General features: G+C 40.3%; 13 protein-coding genes. 2 read left to right on the forward strand and 11 right to left on the reverse strand.

Annotated elements, in window-relative coordinates; translation table 11 throughout:
- Nucleotides 1-470: 470 nt before the first annotated feature.
- The 3 genes from ABES52_RS11280 to mutS all read right to left on the reverse strand — a co-directional run bounded on the left by ABES52_RS11280 (nucleotide 471) and on the right by mutS (nucleotide 5,300).
- Nucleotides 471-608, reverse strand: coding sequence for a protein YpzF (locus ABES52_RS11280; RefSeq protein ID WP_429651255.1), 138 nt, complete (start codon nucleotides 606-608; stop codon nucleotides 471-473).
- Between the two features lie 176 nt (nucleotides 609-784).
- The gene (mutL, locus tag ABES52_RS11285) at nucleotides 785-2,662 is read right to left on the reverse strand and encodes a DNA mismatch repair endonuclease MutL (RefSeq protein WP_429651256.1); all 1,878 of its coding nucleotides are present in this window, start codon (nucleotides 2,660-2,662) and stop codon (nucleotides 785-787) included.
- A gap of 31 nt (nucleotides 2,663-2,693) precedes the next feature.
- A complete protein-coding gene (gene mutS / locus ABES52_RS11290) occupies nucleotides 2,694-5,300 on the reverse strand; it encodes a DNA mismatch repair protein MutS (RefSeq protein ID WP_429651257.1) in 2,607 nt (868 codons plus the stop codon).
- Nucleotides 5,301-5,459: 159 nt separating this feature from the next.
- On the opposite strand from mutS, the gene ABES52_RS11295 reads away from it, so the two are divergent.
- Together ABES52_RS11295 and ABES52_RS11300 are read left to right on the forward strand one after the other, a co-directional pair.
- Nucleotides 5,460-5,963, forward strand: coding sequence for a nucleoside deaminase (locus ABES52_RS11295; RefSeq protein ID WP_429651258.1), 504 nt, complete (start codon nucleotides 5,460-5,462; stop codon nucleotides 5,961-5,963).
- A 268-nt stretch (nucleotides 5,964-6,231) separates the two neighbouring features.
- On the forward strand, nucleotides 6,232-6,396 hold the full coding sequence (locus tag ABES52_RS11300) for a DUF4083 family protein (RefSeq protein ID WP_429651259.1): 165 nt from the start codon (nucleotides 6,232-6,234) through the stop codon (nucleotides 6,394-6,396).
- A gap of 52 nt (nucleotides 6,397-6,448) precedes the next feature.
- On the opposite strand, the gene ABES52_RS11305 is transcribed toward ABES52_RS11300, so the two are convergent.
- The 8 genes from ABES52_RS11305 to ABES52_RS11340 form a co-directional block, all read right to left on the reverse strand.
- Nucleotides 6,449-7,000, reverse strand: a complete 552-nt coding sequence (locus tag ABES52_RS11305) for a Rossmann-fold NAD(P)-binding domain-containing protein (protein WP_429651260.1) — start codon at nucleotides 6,998-7,000, stop codon at nucleotides 6,449-6,451.
- 166 nt (nucleotides 7,001-7,166) lie between these two features.
- Nucleotides 7,167-7,712 carry an outer spore coat protein CotE gene (cotE, locus tag ABES52_RS11310; RefSeq protein ID WP_429651261.1) on the reverse strand — a complete coding sequence of 182 codons (546 nt, stop codon included), beginning with the start codon at nucleotides 7,710-7,712 and terminating at the stop codon, nucleotides 7,167-7,169.
- A gap of 202 nt (nucleotides 7,713-7,914) precedes the next feature.
- Nucleotides 7,915-8,784, reverse strand: a complete 870-nt coding sequence (locus ABES52_RS11315; protein WP_429651262.1) for a DMT family transporter — start codon at nucleotides 8,782-8,784, stop codon at nucleotides 7,915-7,917.
- Between the two features lie 323 nt (nucleotides 8,785-9,107).
- Nucleotides 9,108-9,539, reverse strand: a complete 432-nt coding sequence (locus tag ABES52_RS11320) for a YlbF/YmcA family competence regulator (RefSeq protein ID WP_429651263.1) — start codon at nucleotides 9,537-9,539, stop codon at nucleotides 9,108-9,110.
- A gap of 2 nt (nucleotides 9,540-9,541) precedes the next feature.
- Complete coding sequence (gene miaB, locus ABES52_RS11325; RefSeq protein WP_429651264.1) at nucleotides 9,542-11,080, reverse strand: tRNA (N6-isopentenyl adenosine(37)-C2)-methylthiotransferase MiaB; 1,539 nt, start codon at nucleotides 11,078-11,080, stop codon at nucleotides 9,542-9,544.
- Between the two features lie 242 nt (nucleotides 11,081-11,322).
- Nucleotides 11,323-11,769 carry a DMT family transporter gene (locus ABES52_RS11330; RefSeq protein ID WP_429651265.1) on the reverse strand — a complete coding sequence of 149 codons (447 nt, stop codon included), beginning with the start codon at nucleotides 11,767-11,769 and terminating at the stop codon, nucleotides 11,323-11,325.
- A gap of 529 nt (nucleotides 11,770-12,298) precedes the next feature.
- Entirely contained in the window at nucleotides 12,299-12,565 is a 267-nt protein-coding gene (locus ABES52_RS11335; protein ID WP_429651266.1) for a hypothetical protein, read from the reverse strand.
- Between the two features lie 201 nt (nucleotides 12,566-12,766).
- On the reverse strand, nucleotides 12,767-13,096 hold the full coding sequence (locus tag ABES52_RS11340; protein WP_429651267.1) for a hypothetical protein: 330 nt from the start codon (nucleotides 13,094-13,096) through the stop codon (nucleotides 12,767-12,769).
- Between the last annotated feature and the right edge of the window lie 175 nt (nucleotides 13,097-13,271).

Below are 13,271 nucleotides of genomic sequence, written 5' to 3' on the forward strand. Positions count from 1 at the left end.
AGTTCATGAGAAAAATCTCTGCTTTATGAGAAATACATGCAAGTTTATGAGCAAAAACTTTCAATTTATGAGAAAAAATTTCGATTTTATGAGAAAAACTCCAACTTTATGAGTAATCAATCCAAGTTATGAGCAAAAACTTCTACTTTATGAGAAATAACTCAAGTTCATGAGAAAAATCTCTGCTTTATGAGAAAAACATGCAAGTTTATGAGCAAAAACTTTCAATTTATGAGAAAAAATTTCAAGTTTATGAGAAAAAAACTCCAACTTTATGAGTAATCAATCCAAGTTATGAGCAAAAACTTTCAATTTATGAGAAAAAATTTCGATTTTATGAGAAAAACTCAAACTTTATGAGAAATATATTCAATTAAGAGAAAAATTTTAGTTATAAGCAGGGCTTTTACCCTGCTTTTTGATTTTTTGCACATCAGAACAATTCTCGTTCGTATGTCATTGTTCTTACATTAATCATTCTCTTCATTATTTTGATTTCTGCGTTCCGTTTCGATTGCTTCAAAGGTGTTCAATTGGGGGGAGCCGTTTTTTTGTTTGGCGTTGTTGTTACGCTGAGCATTCGCGTTCCCTTTTTTCGTTCGTCCCATGATGATGCCTCCTTTCAACTCTTATCGATTGTAGTGTTACCTTCTTAGCAGATGTTATACTTTTATTTTGCTTGACATAATGTTATTATGTTCAACTTATTTCAGTTGATTGAAAATTATATGTCAACAAAAAAACCGACAATTTCAGGAATAACTGAAACTGCCGGTTGTTTATATTACATCACACGCTTAAACATTTTTTCTAGTTCATATGTGGAGAAATGAACGATAATCGGGCGACCGTGCGGACAAGTAAACGGATCGGACGATTGCCGTAATTCATCGAGCAGCGCTTGTATTTCATCCGGACGTAAATATTGGTTCGCTTTAATCGAAGCTTTACAGCTCATCATAATGGCCGCTTCTTCACGCAATTTTTTCACGTCCACTTTTTTCATTTGCAGGACTTGTTCGATCATTTCTTCGATAATCGACTGTTCTTCCCCTTTAGGAAACCATTGCGGATGCGACCGGACGATAAAACTATGGTGTCCAAACGGTTCTAAAAAGACGCCGACTTTTTCAAGTTCTTCGCGGTGCTCCATGATCTTGACGTATTGGTCGTTCGAATATTCGAGCGTTAGCGGAACTAATAGTTCTTGTAATTCGTTCGTTACTTGGCCGACTTTTTCCCTGTAGTATTCGTATTTAATCCGCTCTTGCGCGGCATGTTGGTCGATAATGTACAGACCGTTTTCGTTTTGCGCTAAAATGTAAGTTCCGTGCATTTGTCCAATCGGATATAACGGGGGAACGCGAGAGCTTTTGGGCTCTTCTTTTTCTGTTTCTGCTGCTTGTTTTTGTAAAAGCGGTTCTTCTTGACTAACAACCGATTCGGCAGCAAAATCCGTCATGATTGGCTCAAGATGTTCCTTTGTCTCGCTTCTTTCGTCTTCTTTTGTCATCGATGAAAACAAAGGCTTCGTCTCTTGAACGACTGGCGCTTCTTTCTCCTTAGGCGGTTCACTTTTGACTGGTGAACGATCCGGTAAATGGTCTAAGTCAAACGATGCTTGTTCCGTTTTCGGCTGCGGTTTGCGAATTGTTGACGTAACCGACGGAATAAGTTCTTGTTGTTTTAACGCTTGTTGAATCGTCTTGGTTACTAATTCAAAAAGCTCTTGCTCTTTACTTAACCGCACTTCCATTTTGGATGGGTGGACGTTCACATCGACTAAAATCGGATCCATTTCAATCGATAGAAGAACAATTGGATACCGCCCGATTGGTAATAACGTATGATAGCCTTCTTGCACCGCTTTCGCAAGAACATAATTTTTAATGAAGCGACCGTTAATCATCGTTGAAATATAGTTACGGGAGGCACGCGTCACTTCCGGCAAGGTAATATACCCTTTAACGGTAAAATCAAGAGATTTCGCTTCAATCGGAATCATTTTTCGAGCGACGTTTGTCCCATAAATGGAAGCGAGAACTTGCCGTACATCTCCGTTTCCGGAAGTCTGCAGGAGGGTCCGGCCATTATGGCGTAGTCGGATGGACACTTCTGGATGAGCAAGAGCCAGCCGGTTCACCACATCGGTAATATTTCCGAGCTCCGTATGAATCGTTTTCATATATTTGAGTCGCGCCGGTGTGTTGTAAAACAAATCGGTGACCGTAAAATCGGTCCCTTTTCGACTGGACGTCCGCTCATGTAAAACAACCTTGCCTCCTTCGATCCGAACGTGGGTCCCAGCTTCTTCCCCCGTGCTCGTTTTGACTTCCACACACGACACGGAGGCGATACTAGGCAAGGCTTCGCCGCGGAATCCTAACGTCCGAATGCGAAACAAATCGTTTTCGTCTTTGATTTTACTGGTGGCATGGCGTTGAAACGCAAGGAGCACATCATCCGGCTCCATCCCGTCCCCGTTATCAAGAACACGAATTTTTTGCAATCCCGCTTCTTCCACATCAATTTCGACGATTGTACTATTCGCATCAATCGCATTTTCGACCAACTCTTTTACCACGGATGCCGGCCGTTCGACGACCTCACCGGCGGCAATTTTGTTCGATAACGCGTCATCGAGCTGTCTAATTTTTCCCATGCTGTCCCCCCTATCTTTGAAAAATTAAACGTCATTTTATTTTCTTATGCAATTCGTAAAGCGTGTTTAACGCTTGAATCGGTGTCATGTCTAATATATCGAGCGCCTTTATCGCTTCGAGTACTTGTTTTTCTTTGGACGACAGCGTCTGTTTTTCTTTTTTGACTGGTTCGTCAAAGAACGACAATTGTTCGATCGGTTCGGTTGTCTCTACTGCTTCACGTTTCGGAGATTGATCAAATGTTTTTTCAACAACAGGTTTTTCCCCTTGTTCAAATGTTGCTAAAAGTTCATTCGCCCGCTGAATGATTTGATCTGGAAGTTGAGCTAGCTCGGCAACATGAATGCCGTAGCTTTTATCCGCTGCCCCTTCTTTAATTTTGTGCAAAAAGACGACTTTTCCGTTTTGTTCGATGGCGCTGACATGGACGTTTTTCAGTTTGTCTAATTCGTTTTCTAACACCGTTAATTCATGGTAGTGGGTAGAGAATAACGTTTTCGCCCCGATATGTTCATGAATGTATTCGATCATCGCTTGTGCTAGTGCCATTCCATCGTACGTGCTTGTTCCGCGTCCAATTTCGTCAAAGAGAATTAAACTGTTTTGGGTGGCGTTGGAGATTGCGTTATTTGCTTCGAGCATTTCAACCATAAACGTACTTTGACCGGAAATGAGGTCATCAGCTGCCCCAATACGGGTAAACACTTGGTCAAAAATCGGCAGATCCGCTCGTTTAGCAGGAACGTAACAACCGATTTGAGCTAAAATCGCCGTTAAGGCAATTTGACGCATGTACGTACTTTTACCCGACATGTTTGGTCCCGTAATTAACAGCATTTCGCGCTCGCGGTCCATATAACAATCGTTCGGAACGTATTCTTGGGAACGCATCACTTTTTCGACTACCGGGTGACGCCCTTCTTCGATGACAAGACGGCGTTCTTCATTAAATGTTGGTCGAACGTAGTGTCTTTCTTCACTGACTGTCGCAAAGCATTGCAACACGTCGATTTCGCTTACTACTTTTGCCAACTGCTGCAGGCGTGGAATAAACGGTTTTACATATTCACGCAACTCCACGAATAACTCGTATTCAAGCTGCATGCTTTTTTCTTCTGCTTGTAAAATAAGCGCTTCTTTTTCTTTTAGTTCTGGTGTAATAAACCGTTCGGCATTTGTTAACGTTTGTTTTCGTTCATAACGCCCTTCTTCTAACAAGTGCAAGTTTGCTTTCGTCACTTCAATGTAATAACCGAATACCCGGTTGTACCCAATTTTTAATGACTTAATCCCCGTCCGTTCGCGTTCTTCACGTTCGAGTTGCGCAATCCAGCTTTTCCCGTTTTTGCTCGCATCGCGATACGTATCGAGTTCTTGATGATATCCTTCGCGAATAATGCCCCCTTCTTTCACGCTTAACGGTGGTTGGTCCACTAGGGCACGTTCCAGACGATCAGTCATCTCTTCTAGTGGATCCATGTTATCTGCAAGCTTGTCCGCCTCATCGTTTCCAAGTTGACGAAGGACGGATTGAATCGCTGGAATTTGCTGTAGCGAACGGCGTAATTGCACTAAATCCCGAGCGTTGACGTTACCAAAAGCGACACGTCCAGCTAACCGTTCTAAATCGTACACTTCTTTTAATAATTCGCGAAGATCTTGGCGCTCAAAATAATGCTCTTTCAACGCTTCTACTAAAGTTAAGCGGCGTTCAATTTCTTGAAGGTCCAATAGTGGACGGTCGATCCATTGTTTTAACAGACGGCCGCCCATCGCGGTCATCGTGTCATCTAAAAGCCAAAGAAGCGAACCTTTCCTACCTTTCGTGCGAATTGTTTCCGTTAATTCTAAGTTGCGTTTGGAAAAATAATCGATTTTCATGTATTGATGAATGTGGTATGGGGCTGCTTCTTGTAAATGGTCTAGGCTTCGTTTTTGGGTACGGAACAAATAGTTTAATAGTCGCGCAACCGTAACGCGCATTTTGTCTTGGGTTAGCGGCGTTAACAAATGGGAAAAGGCGTCGCGAACGGACTCGTCGTCTTCAAACGAAATGGTTACTACCGATCGCTCGCGCATTGCTCGCTGAAGTTCTCCGTCAAACGAGGAGGCAACAACGACTTCTTTCGCTCCTAGTGTAGCTAATTCATTTAATACCAAGTCAAAGGAACCGTTTAACAATGTGACTTTATGCTCACCGGTCGTTAAGTCAATGGCCGCTAATCCGTACGTGTTGTCCGAAAAATCACTGACTGTCGCGATAAAGTTGTTTTCTTTGTCGGCAAGTCCTTTTCCTTCCATCACCGTTCCCGGGGTGATGAGTTGAACGACTTCCCGTTTGACGACCCCTTTTGCTTGCTTTGGGTCTTCGGTTTGTTCACAAATTGCGACTTTATATCCTTTTTCAATGAGCTGCTCAATATAGCTGGATGCCGAATGATAAGGGACACCACACATCGGAATCCGTTCGTCCCCACCGTCGCGGCTCGTTAATGTAATTTCCAGTTCTTGAGCTGCTTTCACTGCATCATCAAAAAACATTTCGTAAAAATCGCCTAAACGAAAAAATAAAAAGGCATCTTGATAATCTGCCTTGATTTGTAAGTATTGTTGAATCATCGGCGTGTATTTGGCCATATATGTCTAACCCTTTCTATTAACGTACTCATCTCTCGAATTTACATTATATCATACTTTTTCTATCACTCTTTAAAAAACAAATTGGATAGACGTTGAAGGAAAATTGTGCCATAATAAAAAGTCTGAATTTTACGTTTTTATGTGAGGAGAGTTTCCATGTCCGTTGTATTTCATGAAATGAACCACGAAAAATTTATGAAAGAAGCATTAAAAGAAGCCGAAGAAGCAGCGAAACGGGGCGACCGTCCGATCGGATGTGTGATTGTCCATGAAAATCGTATCATCGCCCGAGGCTCGAACCGCTTTTCCACATTAGACAGTAAAATTGCCCACGCGGAAGTATTGGCAATGCATCAATGCGCCTCTTTTTTAAAAAAATACTCATATGATTGCGTCTTATACACAACGTTAGAGCCTTGTATCATGTGTTTAACGACCATTGTGATGGCCAACATTCCGTACGTCGTCTTTGGCTGTCACGATCGATATTTCCAACTAGATAAATTTATCCAAGCGAATCCCTACATCGAAAAACGAATAAAAGCCTATAAGGGAGGGGTACTTGCGGATGAATCTTATCAACTAATTCACACATATTACCCAGAAATGGCCGAGCTCATATCTACAGGAAAGAAGCCATTAGGCTATGGGAGGAAGTAAGAAGAAAGAAAACCGAAGCAAAAAAGTCACTTCAGAAAGTGAATGGTGTATTAATTTACAAATGGCGCATGAAATGTGTTCATGCGGTGTCATCGTTCCGAAAGCCCATTGAGACCGTATTTGACGAGGAATGGATGTTAACCTATAAATCGTGATGCGATCCCGTTTCTTTTCCAATGGCTTTTTTCTAAACGTTTGTTCCTAATAAACAAGCATTCTTTTAATATAATAGAAATGGTATAATATACCAAAACGAGGTGAAAAGATAATGTATATCGGTGACATCATTTATCAGTTATTTACAATTTTGATCCCTATCGTGTTTATCGTCGCAATTATATTTTTTGTTCGTTCATCAAAGAAAAGGAAAGAGCAATTGGATAGAATTGAGAAAAAATTGGATAAAGTGTCAGGACAAGCACCTAAGCAATAGACGAAACAAGCTCGGCTTCAACAAGTCGAGCTATATACATTTTCCCTATTTTTTAATACGACGGCCTCTTTTCATAAGGCTCAAGCGTGCCAACGATTGCCTTCTTTTGATCTTCTATCAAACTACGAATTACGCCTTGTGAGATTTCTTCATGAGTCAGCCATCTAGAATGGTTTCCTTCTAACACAAAGCCTAAATACACTTCACGATACAAACAGTTTGGCGGCAATTGAATCGTTTCTTGCTGGAAATACCGTCGGCTCCCTTTTACATGGTAAAGAAGCCATTGCTCCGTTTCAGTTGCTATAAGTTGACTCATAACTTCTAAATTGTCATTCGATTGACTCCAGCTCACAACTAAATTAATGGGTCCATATTTGTTCATTGTTTGACGGAGCTGATTTTTAACCGACTCATAGTCCGTATAATCAACGACAAGGTTTGTTATTCGCTCAGGATATGGCGCTCGTTCGTTCAGACGCTGATGTTTTTTTCCATTGCGTCCGATAACCGAAACATGATACCCGTTGTTTGTAAGCCACAAGCATACGTCCGCTAACATGCCGGTCCCCCCAACGACGAGCGCGTGTGTTCTTTTTTTCATATGTATCACCTCGAATGACGGAAAATTCCTACATTTTTTATTGTAACATTTATTTTCTAATCACCAATCTATACTTCTTTCATGCTCCCTCTAAGGGACAACTACCATCTAATTTTTTTTATTTATCAAACAAGAAAAAAACTAGGAAGATTACCTTCCTAGCCGGTTAACGTTCTTTGGAACTTTCTAAAAACTCAGGATTAATTTCTTCTTCTAATTCGTCGTCATCAACGTCATCGAAATCCCAATCATCATCGTCGCTAAAGTTACCTTGGGTAATGTTTACGACGACTTTTGTTTCACCGATGACTTCGGCTAAAAATTCTCTTTCTACGTTGACAACAATCTTGTTTCCTTTGGCAATTTCCGCCTCGACGCAGTTAGGCTGTTGTATCACACGGGCAACGACTTCTTTGTCATCAATGACATCTGAATCACGGTATCTCAGTTTGATTACATCTGCATAATCCACCGTTTCGGTGACAACGCTTGTTTTCGTGTTGTCATGATGAGAATACCAGACGTTAATATCGTATTGGCCAACAATTTCCACCTTTTTCCCTTGTTTCCGTGCACGGTAGGAATGATTAATAATCCAGCAGCCTAATATGCTCGAAGGTGGATGGGGTGGATTAATCGTATGATTGGATTGCGTGAATTTACGTCCTTTTGCGACGATTGATTTTGTAATAATCTCTCTGTAATCTGCCATCGAGCGAACCCTCCTCATTCAATTTCATATCATCTTATGTGGGACAAATGACAAATGTGCGATGAAGAAACCTAAAGATAATGACATACATTCGGTCATAATTCATTGTATGCGCCTTTTTCGGAAAACTTCACTAATCTATAAAGAAAATTATGTACAAAAAACACCTCCATCTTTTTTGAAGTGGAGGTGTTTACACATTTTACGCTGCTTTCGCTTGTTTTTCTTCCGCATTATTTTTTACAAACATATAAAGCGAAGCACTAAAAATGATGAGATAGCCGATGATACTGAATAGATCTGGTGTTTGACCGAAAATAAACATACTTAACAGCGTGGAAAAAACAATATTCGAATAAAAAAAGATAGATATTTCTTTTGCCGGAGCAAATTTATAAGCCATCGTAATGCCAAATTGACCAAGGGTAGCAAAAACTCCCGCTAACAAGAGATAGATCCATTGCTCAAGTGTCATCGGTACGTAGGTAAAAAGAACAAATGGCAGCATCATGATCGTCGTGAAAAAGGAAAAGTAAAAGACAATCGTATAATATTTTTCCCTGTTCCCTAGCGCACGTAACACCGTATACGCACCAGCAGCAAACACGGATGAAGCAATTCCGGCTGCATACGGGATAATATCCACGTTAAATTGCGGTTTGATGACAAACAATGTACCGAGAAAGGCAATGATAATCGCCGTCATTTGAAAAGGTTTTGCTTTTTCCTTTAAAAATATAGCGGAAAAAATAATTAATAAAAACGGACTTAACTTGTTAAGCATATCCGCATCCGACAGGACTAAATGGTCAATTGAATAAAAATAAAACAAGATGCCGAGCATACCAAGGATGGAGCGAAGTAATAACAGTGGTTGATTTTCTTTATTTCCAAAAAGCCGTTCGCGATGATACACCACCATCCCAAAAGCAACGAGAGCTGATACCGCATTTCGAAATAACGTTTTTTGTACGGTCGGTAAATCGCCTGATAACTTGACAAAGGCGGACATCATCGCAAATCCAAAGGCAGATAAAAGTAATAATAAAACGCCTTTATTCCGATCACTCATGCTGTTCTTCCTCTCCATGAATAACTTCACCACTATACGATAACAAAAAGACCATCCATTGACAAAAAGTAGGATTTTCCTATTTTTTGTAAAATGCTGCTATGTTATATGTCAAAGTTGATTTTTAGCAAGTGATTCACACGGCGGCGACTCCAGCGGGAACAAGAAGCCGCAAGACCCTTACTTGAGCGTAGCGAGGGAAGCGGCTTGTGTCTTGCCCGCGGAAAGCGTCCGCCACAAGCGAAATGTATAAATATCAAAGTATCGTTTAACAGAACCCTGTAAAAAATCCCCCACAGACTTTTCTGTGAGGGAATGACAAATTAACTGCAGCTACCAGGGTAGCTATTTTTTACTTTGGCACCTGTTTCACCACGGAGAAGGTCGCCACCTGTGGATAAAATGATTTCGTCTGTTACAGTATTTGAAATCGTTGAAGCGACAATTTGTAGCAAATCGTTTACTTCCACTTGCGATTGCTTAAATTCTTGAACAATTGGCAGTTCATCTAATTCCTTTTCGATTTTCTCAATTTTTTCTTCCACCATTTTTAACGCTTCTGTTTTCCCGTAATGCTGGAAGTTCACTGCTTGCTTTTGTAAGCTTTTCAGACTGGCAATTAGCTCACGTACTTTTTGATTTTCGTGAATTTGTGCTTCCGCGCGTTTAAAAAAGTCAACTTCTTCGGTTTCGGCAATCATTTTCGCTAACTCTTTGGCGCGCTCCATAATTTCATCTTTTGTATATTTGGCCATTTTTATTTCACCTCGATTGCTTCTTCCACCATTTCCCCGTCAAGAGTCCATGTTTTCGCTTTTGTAATTTTTACTTTTACCAGCTGACCAATCGCTGATTTTGGTCCTTTAAAGTTAACGAGTTTGTTTTTACGAGTGTAACCCGCTAAAATGTCTGGGTTATTTTTAGATTCACCTTCCACAAGAACTTCGACGACTTTTCCTTCGTATTCTTTCATTTTCTTCGCGGAAATTTCGTTTACAAGGTTATTAAGTCGTTGCAGACGTTCTTTTTTTACTTCCATTGGCACGTTATCTTTCATTTTCGCCGCAGGAGTTCCTTCACGTGGTGAGTAAATGAACGTATAAGCAGAGTCAAATTCTACTTCACGATATAAAGATAACGTTTCTTCGAATTGCTCTTCTGTTTCATTCGGGAAGCCGACGATAATGTCAGTCGTTAACGCTACATCCGGAATCGCTTCTTTAATTTTACGAACGAGCTCTAAATATTGCTCGCGCGTATATTTACGAGCCATAATTTTTAAAATATCACTAGATCCAGATTGAACTGGTAAGTGAATGTGCTCAACTAAGTTTCCGCGTTTCGCTAAAACTTCGATTAGACGATCGTCAAAGTCACGTGGGTGGCTCGTTGTGAAACGAATTCGCGGGATATCGATTTTGCGTAATTCATCCATTAAGTCACCTAAACCGTATTCCATATCTTCAAAGTCTTTACCATACGCGTTTACGTTTTGACCAAGAAGGGTGATTTCTTTATAACCTTGAGCTGCTAAATGACGTACTTCTTGGATAATGTCTTCTGGACGACGGCTACGCTCTTTACCACGTGTATACGGAACGATACAGTACGTACAGAATTTATCGCATCCGTACATAATGTTAACCCATGCTTTAATGTTTCCTTTACGTACTTTCGGTAAGTTTTCAATTACGTCTCCTTCTTTTGACCATACTTCGACGACCATTTCCTTAGACATGTAGGCCTCATTTAAAATGTAAGGAAGACGGTGAATGTTGTGCGTACCGAAAATCATGTCCACATATTGATATTGTTTTAAAATTTTATTAACCACTGACTCTTCTTGAGACATGCATCCACAAACCCCAAGAAGAAGGTCAGGATTTTCCATTTTTAATGGTTTTAAGTGGCCAATTTCACCGAACACTTTATTTTCCGCATTTTCACGGATGGCGCACGTGTTTAATAAAATCACGTTCGCATCTTCTGGACGGTCAGTTGGCTCATAGCCAAGCTCCATAAAAATACCGGCCATGACTTCCGTATCGTGTTCGTTCATTTGGCAACCATACGTACGGATGTAGAATTTACGCCCGTTCCCCATCCCTCTAAATTCTTCAGGAATTTCGAAGTCTTTATGATATTTGACTTCTTCTTTCCCGCGTTTTTTTGCATCTTTTAAGGATGGAGGAATATATACTCTTTCAAAATATTTACTGTAATCCTTCTCGGATTTTTTGTCCGATGGATTCACAGGGTTCACTTGTTGTGATTCTAAACGTTGTTTCTCGTTCATGAAAAATCCCCTTTCTAATGCAAAACTAAACAGGCATAAATATGCCCGTCATATTATTGTATAATATTCGTCAACATTTTTCACGCCCGAATTTTAGAAAATCATCAAACAACCACCTATACTACTAATCATCACCAATGAGCCAGTGATTCAAACATGATGTGCTTAATTCCCATATAGTATAAAATGTCTGTTGGCATTTGACAATCATCGAAGCCGTATTGTCGTGAATTGTTCACTTTTTATGAAGGCTGAGTACCACGATACAAAAAGAAAAGTGCCATGATCAAACAAATAGCCCCCGCTACTCGATACCCGTTAAATGCTATTTTCTGACTGCCAAACCAGCCGAATGTGTCAATGAGAATACTAGAGATGACTTGCCCGCTCATGACCGCAATGATGGTGGTGGCTACTCCTAGCTTAGGTACGGATATAATGACAAAAACAACAAAGCCAGTCCCTAACAATCCGCCAAGTAATAACCAACGAGGGACTTGTAAAAATTGACCGAGAGCACCTTTACCAAAAAACAAAACAATCAATGTTAACATCACCGTCCCAACGAAAAAAGACACCCACGCCGCTTCTAAGCTCCCGATTCGCTTTCCAAGTCCCCCATTAATGGGAGCTTGAGTAGCTGAACAAACTCCAGCCAAAGTAGCTATGATTACATACACCCATGCCATATAATAACCCCCTCGATTATTTTCCAAATACATACATTCTCCTTTTTGAGCATTGACTCCTTTTTTGAGAAAAAGTATTTTTTACCACTCTTTTGTCAAGTTACTTTTTCTCCCGAATAAAAAAACCGTTTGCTCCAAAAGCAAACGGTTTTTTCTAATTATTGACATATTCGGTGTTACTATAGGCTGTATGAACCCACGCACCAATAGTATTCATATCATCTACTTTTGTATCAAATACCTTTCACGGAGCTCATAAGCAGAGGAGCCATGTTCAACAAAATCCACAATTTTACACTTGATCATTTAAAAGCTTTTAAACGAAATTTGAGGGGAAGGAGATGGAAGTGATGGCTAGAAGAAGAAAACTAATAGAACTTTTGGTATGGTGAAAAGACTTAAGTAAAATTACGGAGGTCGCCGTCTTCATCAGTATTCCGTCCGCTGTCACCAATTTCAGAATCCTCTACCACAATACCTTCTTCGCTGTTACTTTCTCGCTCTTTTTTAGCCATCTGTCCCGTTTGATTTACGTTGGTTCGACTTCTTTAGCGATCTGTCCGCCTTGACTTACGTTTGTTCCACTATTTCCACTAATCTGTCCGCCGCCAATTGCTGATAGTGTAACACCAGCCTTGCCGCCTTGATTAGCAAGATTATTGTTGTTGTCATTGTTGTTGTAAATATTAATGTAAATGTTGAGTTCAATGGAAAAACCATCTAAGTTATATTTAAAGGAGGCAGTTTTTTCTACATTTTCATCATCATGGTCGTTTTGATGTCCAGGCATAAGCATTTTCTCTCCTATTCTCACTTGAATATGTTGGCCTTCCTATCACGGCAATATAGTTGTCCACACTCTAATACTATTCGATATATATAGGTGTTTAACTTTGATCAACCTTGGAGAATAGGTAGGTCCAAACCTGTTAACACATTGTTTTGAGGATGAGGAGGCTTTCGTAAAGGTTGATAATAAACCTATTTTCCTTTCTATCTATGAAGGTTCCTCTTCTTCAGTGCTCTGTTCGCTTTCTTCAGAACCACCACCTGCTACGATAGTCCCTTTTTCGATGTCATTCTCTCCTTCTTTTTTAGCAATCTGTCCCATTTGATTTGCGTTTTGTCCGTATTTTTTAGCGATCTGTCCGCCTTGACTTACGTTTGTCCCACGCTTTCCACTAATCTGTCCTCCGCCAGTTGCTGAAAATGAAACACCAGCTTTACCGCCTTGGTTTGCAAGATTATTGTTATTTCTGTTTCTGTTTTTATTTTCATTGGTAGGATCCATCATTGCATTATCTTCTTCAATATTATAGTTTCCCATGAATAACATTCACCTCTTTTCTTTTTATATATGCTCTACCCTAAAATAACTGTGGATAACTTTTACTGTTATTTCATTCATTGGTGTGCCAATGGCAATTGGCATGAATGTCTGTTAAACGATACTGTTGATTTATTCATTTCGCTACAGGCGGACGCTTTCCGCGGGCAAGCCG

It is taken from the genome of Aeribacillus pallidus (genome assembly GCF_050478865.1).
Lineage (GTDB): Bacteria > Bacillota > Bacilli > Bacillales > JACDOC01 > JACDOC01.

Coding starts and splice junctions, on each gene's coding strand:
- mutL (WP_429651256.1), bottom strand. CDS start 2,662: ATGGGAAAAATTAGACAGCTCGATGACGCGTTATCGAACAAAATTGCC.
- ABES52_RS11295 (WP_429651258.1), top strand. CDS start 5,460: ATGTCCGTTGTATTTCATGAAATGAACCACGAAAAATTTATGAAAGAA.
- miaB (WP_429651264.1), bottom strand. CDS start 11,080: ATGAACGAGAAACAACGTTTAGAATCACAACAAGTGAACCCTGTGAAT.
- ABES52_RS11335 (WP_429651266.1), bottom strand. CDS start 12,565: ATGCTTATGCCTGGACATCAAAACGACCATGATGATGAAAATGTAGAA.
- ABES52_RS11280 (WP_429651255.1), bottom strand. CDS start 608: ATGGGACGAACGAAAAAAGGGAACGCGAATGCTCAGCGTAACAACAAC.
- ABES52_RS11330 (WP_429651265.1), bottom strand. CDS start 11,769: ATGGCATGGGTGTATGTAATCATAGCTACTTTGGCTGGAGTTTGTTCA.
- ABES52_RS11305 (WP_429651260.1), bottom strand. CDS start 7,000: ATGAAAAAAAGAACACACGCGCTCGTCGTTGGGGGGACCGGCATGTTA.
- ABES52_RS11315 (WP_429651262.1), bottom strand. CDS start 8,784: ATGAGTGATCGGAATAAAGGCGTTTTATTATTACTTTTATCTGCCTTT.
- ABES52_RS11300 (WP_429651259.1), top strand. CDS start 6,232: ATGTATATCGGTGACATCATTTATCAGTTATTTACAATTTTGATCCCT.
- ABES52_RS11340 (WP_429651267.1), bottom strand. CDS start 13,096: ATGGGAAACTATAATATTGAAGAAGATAATGCAATGATGGATCCTACC.
- mutS (WP_429651257.1), bottom strand. CDS start 5,300: ATGGCCAAATACACGCCGATGATTCAACAATACTTACAAATCAAGGCA.
- cotE (WP_429651261.1), bottom strand. CDS start 7,712: ATGGCAGATTACAGAGAGATTATTACAAAATCAATCGTCGCAAAAGGA.
- ABES52_RS11320 (WP_429651263.1), bottom strand. CDS start 9,539: ATGGCCAAATATACAAAAGATGAAATTATGGAGCGCGCCAAAGAGTTA.